We start from the raw sequence: 23407 nt of genomic DNA, 5'->3' as shown, positions 1-23407 counted from the left end.
CCACAGCCGCCTTGCCCACCGCCTAAAGTTACCTGACGCAGTAGAAACAGTACCGGTAAAGCCTGCTACGATTGCGTGCGCTGTACTCCAAACCCATCACGAGTGCTTGGCATGCAATTACCGGATATGAACCTGCTGGTGGCCCTCGACGCCTTGCTCGACGAGGGCAGCGTGGTGGGTGCCGCGCGGCGGATGAACCTGAGCCCGGCGGCGATGAGCCGCACCCTGACGCGCATTCGCGAAGCGGTGGGCGATCCGATCCTGGTGCGCGCCGGTCGCGGTCTGGTGCCCACGCCCAAGGCCCTGGAGTTGCAAGGCCAGGTGCGCAACGTGGTGGAGCAGGCGGCGTTGTTGTTCCGCTCGGCGGACGAGGTTGACCTGAGCACCTTGCGCCGACGGTTCAGCGTGCGCGCCAATGACTTTTTTGTCGGCGTATACGGCGGTCGTTTATTCGACACCATGGAGCGGGTGGCGCCCCATTGCGAGCTGCGCTTTGTCCCGGAAGGCGACAGCGATGACGAAGCCTTGCGCGAAGGGCGCCTGGACCTGCGCGTCGGTAACACCATGCCGATTACCCCGGAAGTGAAGGTGCAGAACCTGTTCTCCACCACCTTCGTCGGCCTGGCCCGCGAAGGCCACCCGTTGTTCGATGAAGAAATCACCGCTGCGCGCTTTGCCAGCTATTCCCATATCAGCATCTCGCGTCGCGGTATCGCCCGAGGGCCGATCGACACCGCCCTCAGCGCCCAGGGCCTGGAACGCCGGGTGGCGATGATCGCGCCGGGGTTTCACGGTGCGATGTTTATGCTGCCTGACTCCGACCTGATCCTGCCCGTGCCCAAGGAAGCGCTCTACAGCGCCAATCGCCTGAAACTGCCACTGCGCGCATTTACCCTGCCGATCTCCCTGCCGACCCTGGTCCTGACCCAGGCCTGGCACCCGCGCTTCGACAAAGACCCGGCGCACAAATGGCTGCGTGAAACCATGCGCGAAAGCTGCGCCGCGACCTGGCGCGAAGCCCAACCCACCTGACGACCACGATCAAAATGTGTGGAGCTAGCCTGGCTTGTGTGGGAGCTGGCTTGCCTGCGATAGCGGTGTGTCAGTGACAGATGCCTTAGCTGACACATCGCTACCGCAGGTAAGCCACCTCCCACATTCAATCATTGCGTCTGGTGCAGTTATAACCTTCCGATAAGTCAGTTTTCGTCATGTCTAAGCCTTATTAAACTGCTCGGGTATTCTATTGCCGAGTTGTACTTTCATGACGTCCCTCGCTGCCCCCGCGCCCTTGGCCACCGCCAAACCCGCCGCCGTCAGCCCCCCTGTGTTCGGCCCACGGATCATCATCGGCCTGGTCGGCGTGCTGCTGGCGGTGCTGGTCTCGGGCCTGAACGAAATGGTGACCAAGGTCGCCCTCGCCGATATTCGCGGTGCGCTGTACATCGGGTTTGACGAAGGCACCTGGCTGGTCGCGGCCTACACCGCCACCTCCGTCTCGGCCATGGCCTTTGCCCCATGGTGTTCGGTGACGTTTTCGCTGCGCCGTTTCACCCTGTGGGCCATCGGCCTGTTTACCCTGCTGGGGGTGCTTTGCCCGCTGGCGCCGAACTACGAAAGCCTGCTGGTGCTGCGCACCCTGCAAGGCCTGGCCGGCGGCGCGTTGCCGCCGATGCTGATGACCGTGGCCCTGCGGTTTTTACCGGCCAACGTCAAACTCTACGGCCTGGCCGGCTACGCCCTGACCGCCACCTTCGGCCCCAGCCTCGGCACGCCGTTGGCAGCACTCTGGACCGAATACGTCGGCTGGCAGTGGGCGTTCTGGCAGATCGTCGCGCCGTGCCTGCTGGCCATGGCCGCCGTGGCCTATGGCTTGCCCCAGGACCCGTTGCGCCTGGAGCGCCTCAAGCAGTTCAACTGGCGCGGCCTGCTGCTGGGCTTCCCGGCGATCTGCATGCTGGTGATCGGCATCTTGCAGGGCAACCGCCTGGACTGGTTCGAGTCGCCGCTGATCACCACGCTGCTGATAGGCGGGGTGCTGTTGTTGGTGCTGTTCATGCTCAATGAATGGTCACACCCGATGCCGTTCTTCAAGTTGCAGATGCTTGGCCTGCGCAACCTGGCCTTCGCCCTGATCGTGCTGGCCGGGGTGCTGGTGGTGTTGCAGGCGGTGATCATCCTGCCGTCCAGCTACCTGGCGCAGGTGCAGGGCTACCGGCCGCTGCAAACCGCGCCGGTGATGCTGATCATGGCCCTGCCGCAGCTGATCGCGCTGCCCCTGGTGGCCGCCCTGTGCAACCTGCGCTGGGTCGACTGCCGCTGGGTGCTGGGGATTGGCCTGGGCATGCTGACCCTGTCGTGCATCGGCGGGGCGCAACTGACCTCGGCGTGGATTCGTGACGAGTTCTACGTGCTGCAACTGCTGCAAATCTTCGGGCAGCCGATGGCGGTGTTGCCGCTGTTGATGCTGTCCACCGGCAGCATCGTGCCCGCCGACGGGCCGTTTGCCTCGGCCTGGTTCAACACGGTCAAGGGCCTGGCGGCGGTGGTCGCCACCGGGGTGATCGAGGTGCTGACCACCCACCGCCTGCATTTCCACTCGACCATGCTGGTGGACGCCCTGGGCAACTCGCCCCTGGCCGACAGCGACGCCACGGGCCTGGCCCACCGGCTGCACCAGCAGGCCGTAGTGCTGACTTCTTCGGATCTTTATTACGTCATGGCCGGTGTCGCGGTGGCGTTGATCCTCCTGATTTTCTGGATGCCGACGCGGATTTTTCCGCCGCGCGCACCCGCTTGATTGCTGACGCAGACCAAGGATTTTTATGAAACGCAAAGACCAGATTGCCGTGACTGTTATCAGCCTATTCGCCGTGGGCGTGCTGGTGTACCTGCTGGCGCCGGGTGTGTTTGGCAGTAAGCGCCAGACCACCAACGACGCCTTCGTCGCCGCCGACTACACCCTGGTGGCGCCACGGGTCGCCGGGTTTATCAAAGAGGTGTTGGTGGAAGACAACCAACAGGTCAAGGCCGGGCAGTTGCTGGCGCTGATCGACGACCGTGACTTGCGCGCCGCCGCCCAGGCCGCCGATGCCGAGACCCTGATGGCCCAGGCCCAGCTGAAAAACGCGGTGGCCACCCTTGAGCGGCAGAGCTCGGTGATCGCCCAGGCCCAGGCCACGGTGGCCGCCGATCGCGCCGAGGTGGCCTTTGCCGAGCACGAATTGAACCGCTACAACCACCTCGCCGGTGTCGGTGCCGGTACGGTGCAGAACGCCCAGCAAGCCAGGACCCGCATCGACCAGGCCACCGCACGCCTGGCCAACGCCACGGCGGTGTTGGCTGCCGAACGCAAGCAGGTGGAGATTCTCAGCGCCCAGCGCGATGCCGCCGAAGGCGGCTTGAAACGCGCCCAGGCGGCGCTGGAAATGGCCAGCTATCAACTGTCGTACACGCGCATCGTCGCGCCGGTGGATGGCATGGTCGGTGAGCGGGCGGTACGGGTCGGCGCCTTTGTCACCCCGGGCAGCAAGATCCTCGCCGTGGTGCCGTTGGCCGACGCCTATGTGGTGGCCAATTTCCAGGAAAACCAACTGTCCCATATGCACGCCGGCCAGGCGGTTGAAGTGCGGGTCGACAGCCTCGACGGTGAAGTCCTCAACGGCCACCTGGAAAGCCTGGCGCCGGCCACGGGCGTGACCTTCGCCTCGGTCAAACCAGACAACGCCACCGGCAACTTCACCAAGGTGGTGCAGCGCATCCCGGTGAAAATCATCCTGGAGCCGGGTCAGGCACAGGTCCATCGCCTGCGGGTCGGGATGTCGGTGGAGGCCAGCGTCAATACCCATCCCACTGCGCAGCAACGTGAGGTGGCGCAGCAATGAGAAAACTCGCGCTGCTTACTCTCAGCCTGATTAGCTTGGGTGCCTGCACCGTCGGCCCGGATTTTAAACGGCCCGATGCCCAGCCAGCGACGCAATGGGCCGAGCCCCAGGGCCGCCAGGCCGCCAGCCGGGCGGTCAGCGACCCGTTGGAAGAACAGTGGTGGGATGTGTTCCACGACCCGCAACTGTCAGCCCTGGTGCGCCGGGCATTGACCGACAACCTCGACCTGAAACTGGCCAGCAGCCGCTTGCAACAGAGCCGCGCAGTACGCCAGGTGACGACCGCCGGGCGCTATCCAGAGCTCAGCGCCGATGGCAACTACGGGCGCAAACGCAATAGCGCCAATGGCCTGAGCGATCCATCCGGCAACAACGGCCGTTCGGCCTTCAACCTGTGGGACGCCGGTTTCGCCGCCTCCTGGGAGCTGGACTTCTGGGGCCGGGTACGGCGTGAAACCGAAGCCGCCGACGCCACCCTGCAAGTGGCGGAAAACGACCGCCGCACGGTGCTGCTATCGGTGCTGGCCGAGACCGCCCAGGACTACATCCAACTGCGCGGCGTGCAAAGCACCCGTGCGGTCACCGAGCAAAACCTCGACGTGGCGCGCCGTAGCCTGAAGCTCTCGCAACTGCGTTTGGCCGATGGCGTGGCCACTCACCTGGATGTCGCTGAAGCCGCTGCGCAAGTAGCCGCCATCGAAGCGCGCCTGCCGGATTTGCAACAGCGCCAGGACCAGTTGATCAATGCCCTGAGCCTGTTGATGGGCCAGGCTCCGCAAGCCTTGCATGCGCAGCTGTCGCCGGACGCCGCGGTGCCCCAGACCCAGCGCCAGGTTGCGATTGGCCTGCCGTCGCAACTGGCACAGCGCCGCCCGGATATCCGCCAGGCCGAGGCGCGCCTGCATGCGGCGACCGCCAGCATCGGCGTGGCCAAAGGTGACTTCTACCCACGGATCACCCTGTCGGGCAGCCTCGGTTCCCAGGCCATGCAATTGTCGGATCTGGGCTCCTGGGGCTCGCGCACCTTTGCTTTCGGCCCGTCGCTTAGCCTGCCGCTGTTCAACGGTGGCCGCCTGCAGGGCATGCTCGACCTGCGCGAAGCCCAGCAGCAGGAAGCGGCCTTGGCGTACCAGCAGACCGTGCTGCGCGCCTGGCATGAAATCGACGACCAGTTGACCCGCTACAACGCCAGCCAACTGCGCCGCGACAGCCTGGCCGAAGCGGTGCGCCAGAACCAGATCGCCCTGGACACCGCCCAGCACCAATACGTCGAAGGGGTGGTGGATTTCGTCAACGTCCTCACGGTGCAGAGCGCGTTGCTGGCGACCCAGGAGCAATGGGTGGAAAGCTCCACCGGCGTGTCCCTGGCCATGGTCGGCCTGTACAAGGCGCTGGGCGGGGGCTGGGAGTCGGTGTATCCGGTGCAGACCGCCGGGCGGTAACAGATAAAGTTTTTTGCCAGTCGCGATACAAGCTGTAATGATAATTGCTCTCAATAGTGTATCCGAGCAATTCATGGACACCGCGACTGACGGCCAGCAACAGCTTCATCTCCTGTACCGCGACCATCATGGCTGGCTGCAAGGCTGGCTGCGCAAGCGCCTGGGCGACCGCGAGCACGCAGCCGACGTGGCGCAGGATACCTTCCTGCGCCTGCTGGTGTCGGGGCGTTTTCCCGGTGCCCAAGAAAGCCGCAGCTACCTGACGCAGATCGCCCGCAACCTGGTGATCGACCAATGGCGCCGCTTGCGGATCGAGCGCGCCTACCTGCAAAGCATTGCCCACTTGCCGGAACCCGAGTCGCCGAGCCTGGAAACCCGCGCGTTGATCCTCGAAACCCTGATGCAGATCGACGCCATGCTCGACCGCATGCCCGAGAACGTGCGCCGCGCGTTCCTGCTGTCGCAGTTCGAAGGCCTGACCTACGCGCAGATCGCCGAACGCCTGGGGGTGACGGTCAGCTCGGTGCAGAAGTACATGACCCGCGCGATCATCGCCTGCTACCAGGTGGTCTACGAAGAATGAGAGCCCGCCATGACGCGCCGATTGCCCAGGCTGTGGTCGAGCAGGCCAGCGAGTGGTTGATGCTGCAATGGGGCGGCGAACTCGACGGGGCCCAGCGCCAGGCCTTTGCCCGTTGGCAGGCCGCCGACCCGGAGCATCGTCGTGCCTGGCAGCGTTTGCAGCAGTTGCAGCAGACCTTGGGCGGCGTCCCCGCCGACAGCGCCCGCGCGGTGTTGCGTGACACGCCGGACCCCCAGCGTCGGGCGGCGTTGAAACTGCTTGGGCTGTTGCTGGTGGCCGGCGGCAGCGGCTACCTGGTCCAGGGCAGCCAGCCGTGGCAGGCGGCGTTTGCCGAGCATCGCACCGCCACCGGCGAGATTCGCCACCTGACCCTGAGCGACGGCACCCAGCTGGACCTCAACAGCGACAGCGCCGTCGACCTGCGCTTCAGTGCCACTGAGCGGCGCATCCGCCTGATTCGCGGCGAGATCCTGCTGACCAGCGGCCACGACCCATCCCGGCCGCTGATCGTCGAAACCACCGCGGGCGATATCCAGGCCCTGGGCACCCGCTTTGCCGTGCGCGAACTGCACGACGGCAGCCGCGTCGACCTCTATGAAGGGCGCTTACAGGTCCGCCCGGTGCAGGGTGTGCCGGTGCTGATGAAGGCGGGTGACAGCCTGTGGTTCAGTGCGACACAGACCTCGGCAGTGACCGCGCTGGATGCCAACGCCAGCAGTTGGACCCAGCACCGCCTGATTGCCGAGCGCCAGCCACTGGGGCGGTTTGTGGCTGAGCTGAGTCGCTATCGTCCGGGGGTGTTGCGCTGTGACGAGGCCATCTCCGGCTTGTTACTGACCGGCGTGTTTCCGCTGAATGACACCGACGCGATCCTCGCCGCCCTTGAGCGCTCACTGCCGGTGCGGGTACAGGCGGTGACCCGCTATTGGGTCACCCTCAAAGCCAGGGTTTGACTCGATCAACTTTGGGCGCTGGCTTGCCTGCGATAGCGGTGGGTCAGTTGGCCCATCTGTCACTGATACACCGCTATCGCAGGCAAGCCAGCTCCTACATTGATGGGTGTTTTGGTGTGGAAAGTCAGTGGCCGCATTTTTTTTCATTTTTCTTTGTCGGTTTTCCAATCCCGTCCGGGTTACTTCTTGAAAGCCAATCAAGAAGCGTTCTCACGGGGAGTCCTGCAATGCCGCACCATCCAATCCAACCCCTGGCCCGCGCTCTGCGTCGTGGCCTGTTTGTCAGTGTGCTGGCGACTGTGCCGCTCGTCCCGACCCTGGTCCAGGCCCAGGAGAGCGCCGGCGAGGCCTTGCGCCAATACAACATCCCTGCCGGCAGCCTGGACCAGGCGTTGAACCGTTTCGCCAGCGCTTCGGGGATTTTGCTCTCGGTGGACGCCTCACTGACGTCCGGCAAGCGCAGCCCTGGTTTGCAGGGGCGCTATGCCACCGGGCCGGGCTTGGAGCGCCTGTTGGCCGGCAGCGGCCTGGTGGCGATGCAGGCCGGGAGCGGTTGGTCGGTGCAGGCCCTCGCGGGGGACGGCGCGGTGCAACTGGGGGCGACCCAGATCAGCGCCCAGCAGCACCAGGAAAACGCCTGGGGCCCGGTCGACGGCATCGTCGCCACCCGCAGCGCCACGGGCAGCAAGACCGATGCGGCGCTGGTGGAAATCCCCCAGACCATCAACGTGATCAGCGCCGCCGAAATCAAGGCGCGCGGCGCGCAAAGCGTGACCCAGGCGCTGCTCTACACCCCTGGCATGAGTGCCGGCGGCTTCTCCGACCGGGTGAAGCTGTTCGACGAACCCACATCCCGTGGCTTTTCGCCGACACCCTTGTACCTCGACGGTCTACACCTGCCTTACGGTGGCGGCAGTACCGGCGGAGCGTTGCAGATCGAGCCCTATTCCCTGGAGCGCATCGAGGTGCTCAAGGGCCCGGCGTCGGTGCTGTACGGCCACAACCAGCCCGGCGGCATCGTCAATATGGTCAGCAAGCGTCCCAGCGAGACCCCGGTGCGCCAAGTGGTACTCGAAGCCGGCACCTACGAGCACAAAAGCGCGGCCATCGACCTCAGTGGTCCGCTGGATGATCAAGGGCAGTTGTTCTATCGCCTTACCGGGCGCCTCAAGGACGAGCAAGGCGAGATCGACTACTTCGAAAACCGCCGCCAATTCATTGCGCCAAGCCTGACCTGGCGGCCCAACGACGACACCAGCCTGACCCTGTTCGCCCAGTACCAGAAAGACAAGGGCATGCCCGAGGCCCAGGGCCTGCCCGCATCCGGCACGGTCTGGCGCAACCCCAACGGCAAGATCGACCGTGATGTGTTTATCGGCGAGCCGGGTGTCAACAAGTACAATCGCGAACAATTTGCCTTCGGCTACGAGTTGTCCCATCGCTTGAACGACACCTGGACCCTCAAGCAAAACGCGCGCTATGCCGAAGTGGACGACCGCTATGTGGCGCCGTTGCACGGCTACCGTTTTGTTGCCAACCCGGCCACTGGCGCCATGGATCAACGCTACCTGGAGCGCTTCGGCGTGGACTGGAGGCAGAACAACAAAGTGATTGGCGTGGATAACATCGCCCAGGCCGAATTCACCACTGGCGAGTTCTCCCACACCTTGATCGTGGGTCTGGATTACTACCACTTCAACTCCAGGTTCCTCGGCCTCTACGACCGCACCCCACCGATCATTGATCTATTCAACCCGGTGTATGGCCAGCCGCTGAATTTCGGCCAGCCGTATCGCTGGGACAACACCATCACCCAGACCGGCCTGTACGTGCAGGACCAGATCAAGTGGGACAAATGGGCACTGGTGCTGGGTGGGCGCTATGACTGGGCCAATGTGGTCAACAAGGCGCCGCTGAGCGACGATCGCACCAGCAGCAAGGATCAGGCCTTCACCGGCCGTGCGGGCCTGGTGTACCTGTTCGATAACGGCCTGGCGCCGTTTATCAGTTACTCGGAGTCCTTCCTGCCGCTGTCCGGCACCGATGTAAACCATAAGCCTTTCGACCCGTCCACAGGCAACCAGTACGAAGTCGGGGTGAAGTACCAGCCACCGGGCCAGGAAAGTTTTGTGCAGGTCTCGGTCTATCAACTGGACCAGGAAAACATCCTGACGGCCAACCCGCCGAGCAACTTCAGCAGCCAGAGCGGCGCCATGCGTTCGCGCGGCGTCGAGTTCGAAGCCAAGGCGGTGCTGAACGATTCCTGGGATGTGGTCGCTTCGGCGGCGCGCAACGACATCAAGTACACCAAGGACAACGAAGGTCGCGAAGGCCGCCACCCGGCCGGTATCTCACCCCTGACGGCCGCGTTGTGGGTCAACTACACCGTGATCGGTGACACCCCGCTGGCTGGTCTCGGCGCAGGCCTGGGGGCCCGCTACACGCGCAGCAGCATGGGTGACTACGTTGCCGGCGCGTTCACGGTGCCGTCCTACACCGTCTACGATGCCAGCCTGAGCTACGACCTGGGCGCCTCGGCTCTCAAGCTTAAAGGCGTGAAGTTGGCGATGAATGTGCAGAACCTTGCCAATAAAACCTATGTGTCGCAGTGCACCAGCGATCTGGATTGCTACTACGGCGAAGGGCGTACGGTGGTGTCGAGCCTGACTTACGACTGGTAAGACGCTACCCCTGTAGGAACCGGCAAGCCGGCTCCTACAGGGTTCAACCCGGATTCTGCAAAAACACCACATACCCCCGAAACCACTCATTCCCCTGCAAATACCCCGGTTCCTGCCACTGCCCGCCCTGGATCAAGCCAATCTTGAACGGCATTCCCAGCCGGTTCATCCGTGGCAGGTACGCCGCGTAATCGGGGATGCTGTGGCGGCCCTGATAGGTCTGCACCACCACTTCATCCACCACGCCCTTGAGCTGGGCGATGGCGGCCGGGTCGGCGTTGCTGCTCCAGTCCATCAGGCCGGTGATGCTCAGGCGCAAATCCTTTGGCAGGCGCTGGCGCAGGTCGTTGAGGAAGTCGGCGTATTCATGCAGGTACTGGGTGCGGGCGTCGAAGTCGATCTGGATGCCCACCACCGGGTTGCCCGCTGCGCGCCAGCGTTGCACCTGGCCGAGCATTTTTGTGTAGACCGGCTCTGGCCAGCGCAAGGTGTGGGCGCGGTAGACAATCCACACTTCGCCCTGGCGGATGCGCGGCACGCTCATGCCCTGGGCGATGAACTGCACGCCGCGTGAGGGCTGGCGGCGGGTCGAGTTGATCTGGCCCTGGAGGATGTACAGCGTCTTGGCCTGCTTGAGCACCGGCTGTGGCGCGACCCCGCTCCACAGCCAGAAGGCCTCATAGTCGCGGGCATCGACCGCGCCGAAGGCCGGGCTCGCCAGTACCAGCAGCGCCAGCCAGAAACCTTTCACCGGCTTACCAGTAGTACTGCAGCGACTTGCCCCACTGGGTGTCGGCAAACCCGGTTTTCAACTGGCGGAACCAGCCCTTGCGCACCGCCTTGTCCACATCTTCGCCGCCGCAGCTGTTGTAGCCCGACGGCGCATAGCAGTTGATCGCCCGGAACAGTGCATAGGCCTTGTCGTCACGGGGCGCCTTGGGGTTGGCGATGACTTGTTTGTAACCCTCGAGCCGGGAGAAGGTTTCGCCTTTGAAGGCCGATGCGGTGCTGCCCAGGCTACCGGCCGAGCGCACTTCTTCCAGGGGCATGCCATCCAGGCCGTTGCGCAGGATGAACTCACCCAGGCAGTTGAGGCCGTGGGGGTCTTTCGGCTCGCTCTGCAAGGTGCTGGCGGTTTGCGCGATGGTCGGGCAGGTGTAGCCGGAGGCGGCCTTGTCGCCGCTCCAGCGGAACAGCGTCAGTGCCTGACCGCCGTCGTACACATAGCCCAGGCTGGTGCCGATCTTGTCGGCGGCAGGCGAGGCCGGCAGTTGCTGCAAGTCCTCGGCAAAGGTCGCGAACTGGCCGCGCAGCAGGTCTTTGTAGAGCAAAACAAATTGCGCGGTACTGCGCTCCAGCGGGTCGCTGGCCTGGCTGATCTGCTGGCGCAGCAACTCGGGCCCGGCCACGCTGCGCAGCAGGATATAGCGCACTTGCTTGGTCTGGATCGGCGAGTCGGCGGCGAACACCTTGGCCAATTGGCCGCTGCGTTCGTAGTTCATCGCCAGGGCCAGTTCCAGTTGGTCGCGCTGCAAGGGCTGCTTGGCCAGGGGTAGCAGTTGCAGCCACAGCGCCTCGGCGCCTTTCCAGTCCTGCTTGGCTTCCAGGGCCAGGCCGCGCAGGGTTTGCTGGCTGAAGGCCAAGTAATCCAGGCTCGACGGCAGCTCTTGTGGCAGATGTTTCAACGCGTTGTCTGGCTGGTGCTCGACATACAGGGCGAACGCCGCCTGCAAGTAGTCGTACAGCGCCGGCTCGTTGGCAAACGCGGCCTTTTGCCCGTCGAGAGTGGCGCGGGTCAGCTTGGGCGGGTTGTTGGCGCGCATCCACATCAGGTCGTTGATCGCCAGCAACAATGGGTTGCGGATGGTCTCGGCGTAGCTGGTCAGCAGCTTGTTGTCGGTTTCTTCCACCAGTTCATCAATGGAGCCATTGCGCTCGGCATCGCTGGCCTCGGTCAGTTGCCAGGCGTAATCGTCCGCCAGCTTGCTCGCATCGCCCGCCAACCAGTGCACCCGGCGCAACAGGCCACGGGCGGAAGGGGCGTACTCACCCTGTGGATAAGTTTTCAGGTAGCTGAGGAAACTGTGCTCGGCTTCGTCCAGCGCGGACTTATCCACAGCCTGGCGCTGGGGTAGGCCGTATTCATCGAAGGCGTTTTCCTGGGCATGGTTGAGCGACGCGCGGGCGATCATGTACACCGCCGTTTCTTTGAGCCATGGCAGTGTGGTCAGGGTCACCGCAGCAAACCCGCGCTCGGCATACACAAAGCGCCCGCTGTAAAAGTCGGAAGCGGCGAGCAGGTAGGTGGTCAGCTCGCGACCCTGGGTGGAAGTGATCAACTGCGGCTCCAGCAGCACTTCCCCCTGCCAGTCGCAGGTGCCGAGCAATTTCAGGCGCGCATTGGCCAGCAGCACTCGCTCATTCGCCGGCACATCGGCCTTGATCACTTGGCGCACAAAGTCGGTGGCACTCTGCACATTGTTGCTGCGGCAGCGGCTGCCTTCGCCCCACAAAAACTGATCGCCTGCCGCCGCCGTGGCCTCGCGCTGGATGCCCAGCGAGGCCAACAGTTGCGCAAGCTCCGTGCCTTGCTCTTCGCCCGTCTGCCCTTCGGGCGGGTGCGGCACCAGGCGATACACCGGGAACGGCACCGGGCCGAAGCCCTGGGCCAGGTCATCTTCACCCAGCGCATTAGGGGTCAGGGGCGCGTTCTTTTTTGCCGCGAGCAACAGGCGCAGGTTGGTCCGGCTGTCATTGCCGGGGCTCAGGAATGGCATGTTGCTGCAGGCGGTCAGCGAATCCTGGGACACGCGCCAGTCGGGGTAGCACGAGTCGTCGCCGCTGGCCTGGGCCTGCAGGGAAAAGGCGGCACACAGTGCCAGGGTCAGGGATGACAGAAGACCGATGCGCATGAATTGTCCTTATTCCGGGAGTCCGTGAATGCCACTGGGCGAAAGGTGAAGATGATAGCGTGAACATTGCAAAATGTTGCACGAATGGCTGCCAATCTGTGGTTTTATCGGTCTAGACTGAGGGCAATCACTGATTTTTTGGAGTTGCCATGCAATCGCCTGTTCACAGCCTGCCGTCGTTGTTCAAACAGCTCGGGCTGCCCGATGACGCCACCAGCATTGAGCGTTTTGTTGCGGTGCATTCGCCGCTCAAGCCGGAGTTGAAACTCGAAGATGCGTTTTTCTGGACGGGTAGCCAGAAGGCGTTTCTACGCGAAGAAATTCTGGAGGATGCGGATTGGGCGGAAGTGGTGGATGAGTTGAATGTGCTGTTGCGCAGCAGCCGTGCTTAAGTGAACTCATTCGAATGTGGCAGCTGTCTAGCCCGAGCGAGGCTGCGATAGCGGTGGATCAGCCAACATCAATGCCAGCAGTGCTACTGCCACCGCAGCCTCGCCAAGGCTCGACAGCTCCCACAGAGGCGGCGCGTTATAGGGGCCCCACCGCCTATCTGTGAATTTGTATCAAAACTTGACGAGATTCCATTCCTCCACCATATTGATAGTTAGCAAACTAACTGTATGCGAATGACCTCGTGCCTCAAACCCTCGAAACCCTTCATATGAGCCTCAGCAGCAGCATGGTGGCGGGCGCCCGTAACTGGCGCAAAATCTGCCAGGCCACGCTGGTGAGTTACGGTATTTCTGAAGCCTGTGCGGTGCCTTTACTGATGATCGGCCGTCTCGGCGACGGCGTGCATCAAGTCAAGGTGGCCCAGGCTTCGGGGATGGAAAGCCCGTCCCTGGTACGCCTGCTCGACCAACTGTGCAGTGCCGGCCTGGTGTGCCGCAGCGAAGACCTGCACGACCGCCGCGCCAAGGCGTTGAGCCTGACCGAGCGCGGCCGCGAGTTGGTGCAGGCGGTCGAAGCCCAGCTGGTGCGCTTGCGCCATGAAGTGCTGGCAGACATGGCCCCTGCCGATCTGGAAGCCGCGTTGCGCGTGCTGCATGCTTTTGAAGCAGCCAACCACCCACCGTTGGTCGTGGCTTCTTGAACGGATTTTTTACCGGCATGCCGCCGGCCCGGGATTGGTTCTACGGTGTGCGTACTTTCGCGGCGTCGATGATTGCCCTGTATATCGCCATGCTGATGCAAATGCCGCGTCCGTATTGGGCGATGGCCACGGTGTATATCGTCTCCAGCCCGTTTGTCGGGCCCACCAGTTCCAAGGCCTTGTACCGTGCCATCGGCACCTTTCTCGGGGCGATGGCCGCGGTGTTTTTCGTGCCGCTGTTTGTGCAGACACCGTTCCTGCTGGTGGTGGTGATTGCGTTGTGGACTGGCATTTTGCTGTTTCTGTCCCTGCATTTGCGTACCGCCAACAGCTACGCCTTGATGCTGGCGGGCTACACCTTGCCGTTGATCGCCTTGCCGGTGGTGGATAACCCCCTGGCGGTGTGGGATGTGGCCGAGGCGCGTACCGAAGAAATCTTCCTTGGCATCGCCGTGGCGGCGGTGGTCGGCGCGATGTTCTGGCCACGGCGCCTGGCACCGGTGTTCGATGACTCGGTGCGCAAATGGTTTGCCGACGCGACGATCTACAGCCAGCGCTTCCTCAATCGCAACGTACAGCCCGAGGAAGTCAGCAGCCTGCGCGGCGGCATGGTCGCGACTTTTAACACCCTGGAATTGATGATCGGCCAACTGCCCCACGAAGGCGCGCGGCCGCAAACGGTGCGCAACACCAAGGAGCTGCGCGGGCGCATGATCCATCTGTTGCCGGTGGTGGATGCCCTGGATGACGCGCTGTATGCCCTGGAGCGCCGCACCCCGGAGTTGGTCGGCAAGTTCGCGCCGCTGCTGGCGGCCACCACCGAGTGGCTGCAAAGCACCACCGATGAGGCGCCGGTCGAACGCTGGCGCGTCCTGCGTGACCAGCTCGAAGCCCTGCAACCCGACGCCGAGGCCCTGGACGACCGTCATCAGTTGCTGTTTTCCAACGCGCTGTATCGCCTCGGCGAGTGGATCGACCTGTGGCAAGACTGCCGCAGCCTGCAAGCCGCCATCCACAGCGAAAGCCAGGCCCCGTGGCGCGCGGTCTATCGCCACTGGCGCCTGGGCCGGCTGACGCCGTTCCTTGATCGCGGCCTGATGCTCTACTCGGCGTTTTCCACGGTCAGCGCGATTATCGTCGCCTCGGTGCTGTGGATTCTGCTGGGCTGGACCGACGGCGGCAGCGCAGTGATCCTCGCGGCGGTGGCGTGCAGTTTCTTCGCGTCGATGGACGACCCGGCGCCGCAGATCTACCGGTTCTTTTTCTGGACGGCGATGTCGGTGCTGTTCGCCAGCCTCTACTTATTCCTGATCCTGCCCAACCTGCATGATTTCCCGATGCTGGTGCTGGCGTTTGCGGTGCCCTTTATCTGGGTCGGAACCCTGACGGTGCAACCGCGTTTCTACCTGGGCATGCTGCTGACCATCGTCAACACCTCGTCCTTTATCAGCATCCAGGGCGCCTACGACGCGGATTTTCTGAGTTTCGCCAACTCCAACCTCGCCGGCCCGGTGGGCTTGCTGTTTGCCTTTGTCTGGACCCTGATCGCGCGGCCCTTTGGCGCTGAGCTGGCGGCCAAGCGCCTGACCCGTTTCAGCTGGCGCGATATTGTCGGCCTCACGCAGCCGGCCACCCTCGCCGAGCACCGGCGCCTGGGCGTGCAAATGCTCGACCGCCTGATGCAGCACCTGCCGCGCCTGGCCATGACCGGCCAGGACACCGGCGTCGCCCTGCGCGAGCTGCGCGTGGCGCTGAACCTGCTCGACCTGCTGGCCTACGCACCCCGCATCCTCGGCGTGCCGCGAGTGTTGCTCGACCAGGTGGTGGCCGAGGTCGGCGAGTACTTCAAGGCGTGCCTGCAGGCCGGTGAGCGCCTGCCGGCCCCCAGCGGTCTGCTGATGACCCTGGACCGCACCCGCCGCGCCCTCAACGGCCAGGGCCTGCAAGGCGAGGGCGAAACCCGCCTGCACCTGCTGCACGCCCTCAGCGGTTTGCGCCTGGCGCTGTTGCCCGGCGTGGAGTTTGTCAGTACAGGCGAGATGGACGCGCCGTTACCCGATGGAGCGCCTCTATGATCGGTGACCTGGATATCAGCGGGGTGTTCCTGCCCACGCTGCTGGTGCTGATGGGCATTACGTATGGCTTTTACCTGGTGGTGCACGGGTTGTTGACCCGCGTCCACTTCTACCGCCTGGTCTGGCACCGGGCATTATTCAATGTGGCTCTCTACGCGCTGTTGCTGGGCGCTGTGGACTCACTCAGTCGATACCTGATGACATGAAAAAACCTTTTTTGACGATCGGCCGTGTGGTCCTGACGTTGCTGGTAGTGACCTTTGCCTGCGTCGTGGTCTGGCGCATGGTCATGTACTACATGTTCGCCCCCTGGACCCGCGACGGGCATATCCGCGCCGACATCGTGCAGATCGCCCCGGACGTGTCCGGGCTGATCCAGCAAGTGGATGTGCGCGATAACCAACTGGTGACCCGGGGCCAGGTGCTGTTCTCCGTGGACCAGGACCGTTTCAAGCTCGCCCTGCGCCAGGCCCAGGCGGCCGTGGCCGACCGCCAGGAAACCCTGGCCCAGGCCCAGCGCGAAGCCAAGCGCAACCGCGGCCTGGGCAACCTGGTGGCCAGCGAGCAACTGGAAGAAAGCCTGTCCCGCGTGGCCCGCGCCCAGTCGGCCCTGGCCGAGGCGCAGGTGACGGTGGACAGCGCCCAGCTCAACCTCGACCGCTCGGTGATCCGCAGCCCGGTGGACGGCTACGTCAACGACCGTGCGCCTCGGGCCCAGGAGTTCGTGACCGCCGGGCGCCCGGTGTTGTCGGTGGTGGACAGCAATTCCTTCCACATCGACGGCTACTTCGAAGAGACCAAACTGGACGGCATTCATGTCGGCCAGAGCGTGGATATCCGCGTGATTGGCGACAACGCCCGTTTGCGCGGGCATGTACAAAGCATCGTTGCCGGCATCGAAGACCGCGACCGCACCAGCGGCTCCAACCTGCTGCCCAACGTCAACCCGGCGTTCAGCTGGGTGCGCCTGGCCCAGCGGATCCCGGTGCGTATCGCCTTTGATGATGTGCCGGCGGACTTCCGCATGATTGCCGGGCGCACGGCCACCGTGTCGATCATGGATGACCAGCCCAAGTCCGGAGACCAGCCATGAAGCAACTGCTGGCGACCGCTGGGCTGGGGCTGCTGTTGTCGGCCTGCCAGGTAGTAGGCCCGGATTACCAGTTGCCGGATGCAGCCGCCGTCAACCGTGGCGACCTGCAGGGCCAATTGGCCGGGCAGGGCAGTAATGTGGTCTCGGCGCCGGTGCCCGCCGACTGGTGGAAGTTGTACCAGGACCCGCGCCTGGATGAACTGGTGCGCCAGGCCATGGCCTCCAACACCGACCTGCGGGTGGCAGCGGCCAACCTGCAACGGGCGCGCTTCCAGGTGCAGGAAGCGCAATCGGCGGGCGGCTGGAGCGGCGGGGTCAAGCTCGGCGCCCAGCGTTTGCAGGAGTCCGGCGAGGCCTTTTTGCAGGCGAATAAAGTGCCGGTGGCGAATGTCGGTGATATCGGCATCACCACCTCCTATCAGTTCGACCTGTTCGGCACCTTGCAGCGCGGCATCGAAGGCGCCCAGGCCAATGCCGACGCGACCCAGGCCGCGGTGGATACCGCACGCATCACCTTGGTGGCGGACGTGGTGCGTTCCTACACCCAGGTGTGTGCAGCCAATGAAGAGCTGCACATCGCTCGCCAGTCTCTGGACCTGCAAGCCCAGAGCACGCGCCTGACCCAGCGCCTGCGCGATGCGGGGCGTGGCGATGAAACCCAGGTCACCCGCTCACAAACCCAATTCAAGTCTTTGCGCGCCGAACTGCCGCGCTTTGAGGCGGTGCGCCAGGCCGGCTTGTTCCGCCTGTCGATGCTTCTGGCCAAACCCCTGGACCAATTGCCGGCCGGCACCCGCGATTGCGCCGAGTTGCCGCAGATTGCCCAGTTGCTGCCGGTGGGCGACGGCGCCACCCTGCTCAAGCGCCGCCCTGACGTGCGCCAGGCCGAACGCCGACTGGCGGCGGCGACGGCGGGCATTGGCGTGGCCACCGGCGAGTTGTACCCGGATATCAGCATCGGCGCCTCCATCGGCACCGTGGGCATTATCGACAACCTCGGCAAACCGGCCGCCAACCGCTGGGGCTTCGGCCCGCTGTTGAGCTGGACGGTGCCGTCCAACGGCTCGCGTGCGCGCATCCACGAAGCCGAAGCCGCGACCCAGGGCGCCTTGGCGCACTTCGATGGAGTGGTGCTCAACGCCATCCGCGAGACCCAGACCGGGCTTGCGCAATACACCGCCCAACTGCAGCGCCGCGATGCCCTGGCCGAGGCCGAGCAGTCGGCGCAACAGGCCGCCGACCAAACGCACCGCTTCTTCCAGGCCGGGCGCGAGTCGTTCCTCGCCGACCTGCAAGCCACGCGCACCTACACCGATATGCGTGCGCAACTGGCTCAGGCCAATACCCAGGTGGCGATGAGCCAGATCGACCTGTTCCTGGCCCTGGGCGGCGGCTGGGAAAGCGGACGAACGCAAGGCACACAACCCGGCAAACCCTGAGGCGGTTGCTATGCTTTGATCAGACGGGCTTGCGTGATGGCCCGCTGATCACTGCCTGCGTTGCTCATGGGGATTCCAATAATGAAAAACCCTTATGCTCCCGCGTTCTGGTGCGTGCTCTTCGCACTGGTGTTGTTATCGGCGACTTACTTTTACGGCGTCATGCTGGCCCATCAACTGGATAAGGCCATGGTGTTCCTCGACAGCGCCTGTGCGTTGATCGCCGCGTTGTCCATTGGTGTGGTGGCCTGGGCCTCCTACCAGGGCCAGCGCACCCAGAAAAAAATCCTCGAACAAGGCAAGACGCGGGTGGCAATCTGGGACACCAAGGTCGCCCTGCGCCGGGTCGAAACCGTGTTCGACCGCTATTTCTGGGGCAGCTACTGGCAGCCTGGGCGCACCTTCCAGGAAGTCATGGGCGAACTGACCGGCACGCCCCTGGAAAAAAGCCTCGAAGCCTTGAAGCAACAATGCGTGGTACTCGACCGACAAGTGGCCGAAGGGCGGCACTGGCTGAACAACGCCCGGGAACTGTCCGACGTCGCCACCGCCATGGCCCGCGAGCGTTACCAACTGGACTTCTACGACCCCAAGGCGGATACGCCGGGCAATGCGGTGATTCACCGCGAGTTTGAAGTGCTGGTGTACACCTGGACGGCGCGGCTGAAGAGTTTTGATCACCAGCTCGACGAAATCGAGATGGAATACTCCTGACCCAGGGCTGAGTCCAGTGGACCTGATAAAACTCCGTGAGTCTTATTGGGGCTGCTACGCGGCCCAACGGGGGCAAGCCCCCTCGCCACAATGTTCCATTTCCATCCCCTGGGCCGCGTTGTTCGCCACAAGAGATTGCAACGAGCCCCCCCGCCAGTGCTAACCTTGCCCCGATTTTCGGCGGGCTTGAGCCGACGCCCCACTTCGGGGTTCAGGGAAGACAGCCCACTTCGCACAGGATTGGATCAGGACACTTCATGAATAAATCAGCCGTTGTACTTTTGGGTTTTGTTGCCGCCGTCGGCGTGGTCAGTGCCGGCGGTGCCTGGTACACCGGCAGCCAATTGGAAGGTGTGCTTAAAACCACGATCGAAGACGCCAACAAGGAGATGGAACGCTCCCTGGCCGGCGTCGATGGCCGTATGACCCTGGAGATGGTCTCCCTGGATCGCGGCTGGTTCAGCAGCACCGGCCACTTCCGTCTCAAGGCTGAAGGCGCAGTGTTCGGTGAACAGTTCAAAGACAGCGAACTGCTGTTTGTCGACCGTATCGAACACGGTCCGCTGCCGGTCTCGCGCCTGGTCACCCTGAAGTGGTGGCCAGTGCTGGCGACCAGTCACCTGGCCCTCGAGAAGAACCCGACCACCGAGAAATGGTTCGCCGCCACCAAGGACGTTTCGCCAGTCAAAGGCGTCGCCAACATCGGTTTCAACCGTTCGGTCACGGGCAACCTGGAGCTGCTGCCCCTGGAGTACAAGGACGGCACCACCAGCGTCACCTTCTCCGGCTTGAACATGGACTACTTCAACACCGAAAAGGCGACAGAGATCAAGGTCGACGGTTACATGGACGCCCTCAAGGTCTCCCTGGTCGACCCCAAGGGGGCACCGTTCCAGGCAGAGCTCAATGGCTTGACCCTCGCCAGTAACTTGACCAAGAGCAGCTTTGGTTTTTATGTCGGCCAGAATACCGTCGTGTTGAGCAACAGCACGTTCACCTTTGGCCCGGAACAAGCCGTGCTGACCGTCAAAGGGTTCGAGCAGAAAGACAGCAGCGATACCAAGGACAACAACCTGGACGGTCGCGTCGACTACAAAATCACCGAGATCGGTTACCAGGGCAAGCCCGTGGGTTCGGCGGCCATGGCCGTGAGCGTCAAGAACATCGATGTGCCATCGACCATGGTGCTGACCAAGCTGTATCAGGACAAGATGCAACCGGTGCAGGCTGCCCAGGCTGCCGGCCAACCGATTCCTGAGCTGCAACTGAGCGAAGCCGAGCAAGTGCTGGCCCAGGCCAACGTTGATCTGCTGCTGGCCGCCAAGCCGCAAGTGGCCCTGGAAAATCTGTCCCTGAAGACCGCCAATGGCGAAAGCCGCTTCAACCTGGTGGTAGACCTGACCAAGCCGTCCACCATGGAGCTGCCGCCGGTTGAACTGGCCAAGCAGATGATCACGCTGCTGGATGCCAATCTGACCCTGTCCAAGCCGATGATCGCTGACGTGGCCGCCCTGCAAGCGCAGATCGGTGGTGTGACTGACCCCAAAGCCATCGAGCAGCAGGCCCAGATGGCCAGCGAGATGGTCAGCGGCATGGCCGTGGGCACGCAACTGGCGACCCTGGAAGGCAACGACATCCTGGCCAAGCTGCATTACGCCAACAATGAAGTGACCTTCAATGGCCAGAAAATGACCGTCGAGCAGTTTATCGGCGGCGTACTGGGCAAGCTGGGTGCGGTCAGCGGCGCCCAATAAGGCTGCCCGACCCGTGTAGGAATACGGTTTGTGTAGGCGCTGGCTTGCCTGCGATAGCATCACCTCGGTGTGTCAGTGAAACAGAGGTGATGCCATCGCAGGCAAGCCAGCTCCCACAGAGGCCAGCTCCCACACAAGCCCCACGTTTGATCTCAACTGGCTTGTAGGACAATTCTGAACAATTGTCCTAATTTGTCCTATTCCATATCCTTCTCAGGGATATTGCGCCCAGGAAAGCTTGGCCGGGTCATCAGACACCGGCGGCCTGATGCGTGTTGTACAGGCGAACCTATCGCTACAGCTTTCCGAGTAAGGAAGCTGACGACATGTTGCGTAATTTCTCTCCCTCTGGCCCTGGCCGCCTGCGTCTACTGATCGGTGCTGCCTTGTTGCTGCCGACCCTGGCCGTGGCCGATCCTGCCTATGATTCCCTGATTCGCCAGGCCCGTACCGGCAACTACACGCCAGCGCTCAACCTGTTGCGCCAATTGCCTGCCGAGCGCCAGACCTCTGGCCAGGTCAGCGATCACCTGTTGATCGCCAGTTGGGCGCGCCAGGATGACGAAGTACTCAAGGTCTATGAGGCCCAGGGGCACCAGCGCCAACTGACCACCCAAGCGCTGACCACCGTGGCCCGCACCTACCGCAATCAACAGCGCTGGGCCCCCGCCGAGGCGGTGTATCGCCAGGCCTTGCTGCGCGAACCGAGCAACCCGGACCTGCAACTGGGCCTGGCCATGACCCTGGCCGATGGCGGCAAAACCGCCGAAGCCGTGCAGCGTGCCCGCACCCTGGTGGCGGCCAAGCCCGAGAATGTCGAGCGGCGTATGGCCCTGGGCTATGCGTTGTCCCGTGCCGGGCAGCCCTATGATTCGCTGTTCGAATTCGACCAGGCGTTTATCCGCGCCGGTAACCAGCCCGAGGTGGTGCGCGAATACCTGATCGCCCTGCAACGTGCACGTATGCCGGAACCGGCCCTGCGCATGAGCGCCCGCCACCCCGGCTTGCTGGACCCGGTGACCCAGCGCCGCCTGGAAGGCGACCTGGCTGCCGAACGCGTGCGCCTGGCTGAATTCCCGACGCGCAGTGAAAGCGAACGCTTTGTGATCGCCGACCGCGCCCTCAAGGATTACGACCAACTGCTCGCCACCTGGACCCCGGACGCCAGTGCCCATGACGATGTGGTGCGCTGGCGCATCGACCGCCTGGGCGCGCTCAAGGCCCGCGCACGTACCGCCGAGGTGCTCCACGACTACGAAGCCTTGCAAGCTCAAGGCGTGCAACTGCCCAACTACGCCCTGCGCTGGGTGGCCGCCGCCTACCTCGACCAGCGTTTGCCCGAGAAGGCCGCGCCGCTGTATCGCCAGGCAGTGACCGCGTCGGATGCCGACCCCAGCAACCAAGTGGTCGACAGCACCGCGCTGTACTACTCCCTGCTGGAAAACGACCAGACCCGCGAAGCTCGCGCCGTCGCAAACGACCTGGCGAGCACGCAAAAACCTCGGGTTGAACTCAAGGGGCTGCCCCTCGGTAACCCCAACGACGCGTGGCTGGCCGCCCAGCAACTGGCGGCCCAGGCCGCGACCTACGGCGCCGATCTGCCGACCAGTGAAAAAAGCCTGGAAACCCTGGTGCGCACCTCGCCCGGCAATGTCGGCATGCGCGTGGCCCAGGCGGACATGTTCCGCGCCCGCGCCTGGCCGCGACGTGCCGAAATTGCCCTCAAGAACGCCGAAAACCAGAACCCGCGCCATATCGACCTGGAAGTCTCCCAAGGCTACAACGCGCTGGATCTGCAGGAGTGGCGCCAACTCGATATGCTCGCCGATGACGTGGTCGCCCGCGCCCCGGACAATCGCCAGGTCCAACGTCTCCAGCGCCTGCGCAAGGTGCATGAGATGGCCGAGCTGCGTATCGAAGCCGAGACCGGTAAAAGCCATGGCGGCGGGGCGGTTGCCGGTAGTCGTGACTGGGGGATCGAAACCCTGCTCTACAGCCCGCCCATCGATGAAGACTGGCGGATATTCGGCGGTATCGGCTACGCCACCGCCGACTTTGAAGAAGGCACGGGCCACCACCGCTGGCAGCGCCTGGGTGTGGAGCGGCGTACCCGTGATATGACCCTGGAGGCCGAAGTCTCCAATCACTCCTACGGCAAAGGCACCAAGCAGGGCGCACGCCTGGCGATTGCCCGCGACATCAACGACCACTGGCAGTACGGGGGCAGTCTTGACTACCTGGCCGCCAGCACGCCGTTGCGCGCGCTCAATGCCAACGTCACCGCCAACGGCGGCAGCGGGTTTATCCGCTGGAGCGCCAACGAGAGCCGTGAGTGGAAACTGGCGCTGAGCCCGTCCCACTTCAGTGACGGTAACGACCGTGTCGAAGCGTCGCTCATCGGCCGTGAGGGTGTCTACCGCTCGCCGGGCGTGCAAGTAGACCTTGGCCTGGAAGTCGCCGCCAGCCGCAACAGTAAGGAAGAGGCCGCGTATTTCAACCCGCGCTCAGACTTCAGCGTGCTGCCCACGGTGAGCGTCAACCATGTGCTTTATCACCGCTACGAAACCCAGTGGAGTCAGCAGTTCCAGGCCGGTGCGGGCACTTACAGCCAGCGCGATTACTCCACCGGTGCCATTGGTTTGCTCAGTTACGGCCAGCGTTATCGCTGGAACGACGTACTGGAAACCGGCGCCAACCTGAGCTGGATCAACCGACCTTATGACGGTGAGCGCGAAAGCGATGTGCGCCTGATCGTCGACCTCACATACCGTTTCTAGAAGAGTC

General features: G+C 63.6%; 18 protein-coding genes. 16 read left to right on the top strand and 2 right to left on the bottom strand.

Translation table 11 applies throughout. The features are described from left to right. The first annotated feature begins 111 nt into the window (after positions 1-111). From JFT44_RS20540 to JFT44_RS20510, 7 genes are all read left to right on the top strand, one after another. Complete coding sequence (locus JFT44_RS20540) at positions 112-1032, top strand: LysR family transcriptional regulator (RefSeq protein WP_057444856.1); 921 nt, start codon at positions 112-114, stop codon at positions 1030-1032. A gap of 232 nt (positions 1033-1264) precedes the next feature. Then, positions 1265-2800 carry an MFS transporter gene (locus JFT44_RS20535; RefSeq protein ID WP_057438938.1) on the top strand — a complete coding sequence of 512 codons (1536 nt, stop codon included), beginning with the start codon at positions 1265-1267 and terminating at the stop codon, positions 2798-2800. Between the two features lie 25 nt (positions 2801-2825). Beyond that, the gene (locus JFT44_RS20530; RefSeq protein WP_057438939.1) at positions 2826-3884 is read left to right on the top strand and encodes an HlyD family secretion protein; all 1059 of its coding nucleotides are present in this window, start codon (positions 2826-2828) and stop codon (positions 3882-3884) included. Beyond that, entirely contained in the window at positions 3881-5326 is a 1446-nt protein-coding gene (locus JFT44_RS20525; protein ID WP_120731179.1) for an efflux transporter outer membrane subunit, read from the top strand. Before JFT44_RS20530 ends, JFT44_RS20525 begins: the two co-directional genes overlap by 4 nt. Before the next feature lie 73 nt (positions 5327-5399). Further along, on the top strand, positions 5400-5909 hold the full coding sequence (locus tag JFT44_RS20520) for a sigma-70 family RNA polymerase sigma factor (RefSeq protein WP_057438940.1): 510 nt from the start codon (positions 5400-5402) through the stop codon (positions 5907-5909). Further along, positions 5906-6862 carry a FecR domain-containing protein gene (locus tag JFT44_RS20515; protein WP_198831078.1) on the top strand — a complete coding sequence of 319 codons (957 nt, stop codon included), beginning with the start codon at positions 5906-5908 and terminating at the stop codon, positions 6860-6862. Before JFT44_RS20520 ends, JFT44_RS20515 begins: the two co-directional genes overlap by 4 nt. A gap of 227 nt (positions 6863-7089) precedes the next feature. Continuing rightward, positions 7090-9543 carry a TonB-dependent siderophore receptor gene (locus JFT44_RS20510; protein ID WP_198831077.1) on the top strand — a complete coding sequence of 818 codons (2454 nt, stop codon included), beginning with the start codon at positions 7090-7092 and terminating at the stop codon, positions 9541-9543. Positions 9544-9586: 43 nt separating this feature from the next. Here JFT44_RS20510 and JFT44_RS20505 read toward each other — a convergent pair whose 3' ends face one another. Both JFT44_RS20505 and JFT44_RS20500 read right to left on the bottom strand, forming a co-directional pair. Then, the gene (locus JFT44_RS20505) at positions 9587-10294 is read right to left on the bottom strand and encodes a DUF3142 domain-containing protein (protein WP_186625051.1); all 708 of its coding nucleotides are present in this window, start codon (positions 10292-10294) and stop codon (positions 9587-9589) included. A gap of 4 nt (positions 10295-10298) precedes the next feature. Next, entirely contained in the window at positions 10299-12455 is a 2157-nt protein-coding gene (locus JFT44_RS20500) for an outer membrane assembly lipoprotein YfiO (RefSeq protein ID WP_120731183.1), read from the bottom strand. 149 nt (positions 12456-12604) lie between these two features. Between JFT44_RS20500 and JFT44_RS20495 the strand changes: the two genes are divergently transcribed. The 9 genes from JFT44_RS20495 (at position 12605) to pgaA (ending at position 23400) form a co-directional block, all read left to right on the top strand. After that, the gene (locus JFT44_RS20495) at positions 12605-12847 is read left to right on the top strand and encodes a DUF2789 domain-containing protein (protein WP_057957941.1); all 243 of its coding nucleotides are present in this window, start codon (positions 12605-12607) and stop codon (positions 12845-12847) included. A gap of 269 nt (positions 12848-13116) precedes the next feature. Then, the gene (locus tag JFT44_RS20490; RefSeq protein WP_057438945.1) at positions 13117-13548 is read left to right on the top strand and encodes a MarR family winged helix-turn-helix transcriptional regulator; all 432 of its coding nucleotides are present in this window, start codon (positions 13117-13119) and stop codon (positions 13546-13548) included. Beyond that, a complete protein-coding gene (locus tag JFT44_RS20485) occupies positions 13545-15623 on the top strand; it encodes an FUSC family protein (protein ID WP_198831076.1) in 2079 nt (692 codons plus the stop codon). Before JFT44_RS20490 ends, JFT44_RS20485 begins: the two co-directional genes overlap by 4 nt. Continuing rightward, positions 15620-15829 carry a DUF1656 domain-containing protein gene (locus JFT44_RS20480; protein ID WP_057438946.1) on the top strand — a complete coding sequence of 70 codons (210 nt, stop codon included), beginning with the start codon at positions 15620-15622 and terminating at the stop codon, positions 15827-15829. Before JFT44_RS20485 ends, JFT44_RS20480 begins: the two co-directional genes overlap by 4 nt. Beyond that, positions 15826-16716: an efflux RND transporter periplasmic adaptor subunit gene (locus tag JFT44_RS20475; RefSeq protein WP_198831075.1), complete on the top strand. Its 891-nt coding sequence runs from the start codon at positions 15826-15828 to the stop codon at positions 16714-16716. The genes JFT44_RS20480 and JFT44_RS20475 overlap by 4 nt, the downstream gene beginning before the upstream one ends. After that, positions 16713-18155 carry an efflux transporter outer membrane subunit gene (locus tag JFT44_RS20470; protein WP_198831074.1) on the top strand — a complete coding sequence of 481 codons (1443 nt, stop codon included), beginning with the start codon at positions 16713-16715 and terminating at the stop codon, positions 18153-18155. The genes JFT44_RS20475 and JFT44_RS20470 overlap by 4 nt, the downstream gene beginning before the upstream one ends. 81 nt (positions 18156-18236) lie before the next feature. Beyond that, positions 18237-18869, top strand: coding sequence for a hypothetical protein (locus JFT44_RS20465; RefSeq protein ID WP_057438948.1), 633 nt, complete (start codon positions 18237-18239; stop codon positions 18867-18869). A 257-nt stretch (positions 18870-19126) separates the two neighbouring features. Then, a complete protein-coding gene (locus JFT44_RS20460) occupies positions 19127-20623 on the top strand; it encodes a YdgA family protein (RefSeq protein WP_057957945.1) in 1497 nt (498 codons plus the stop codon). Between the two features lie 326 nt (positions 20624-20949). Beyond that, complete coding sequence (gene pgaA / locus JFT44_RS20455) at positions 20950-23400, top strand: poly-beta-1,6 N-acetyl-D-glucosamine export porin PgaA (RefSeq protein WP_198831073.1); 2451 nt, start codon at positions 20950-20952, stop codon at positions 23398-23400. Positions 23401-23407: the final 7 nt, after the last annotated feature.

This window comes from Pseudomonas sp. MF5691 (genome assembly GCF_016405645.1).
Taxonomy (GTDB): Bacteria; Pseudomonadota; Gammaproteobacteria; order Pseudomonadales; family Pseudomonadaceae; genus Aquipseudomonas; species Aquipseudomonas shahriarae.
Note: the sequence above shows the minus strand (reverse complement) of the source record. Positions and strands in the feature narration are given on the sequence as shown.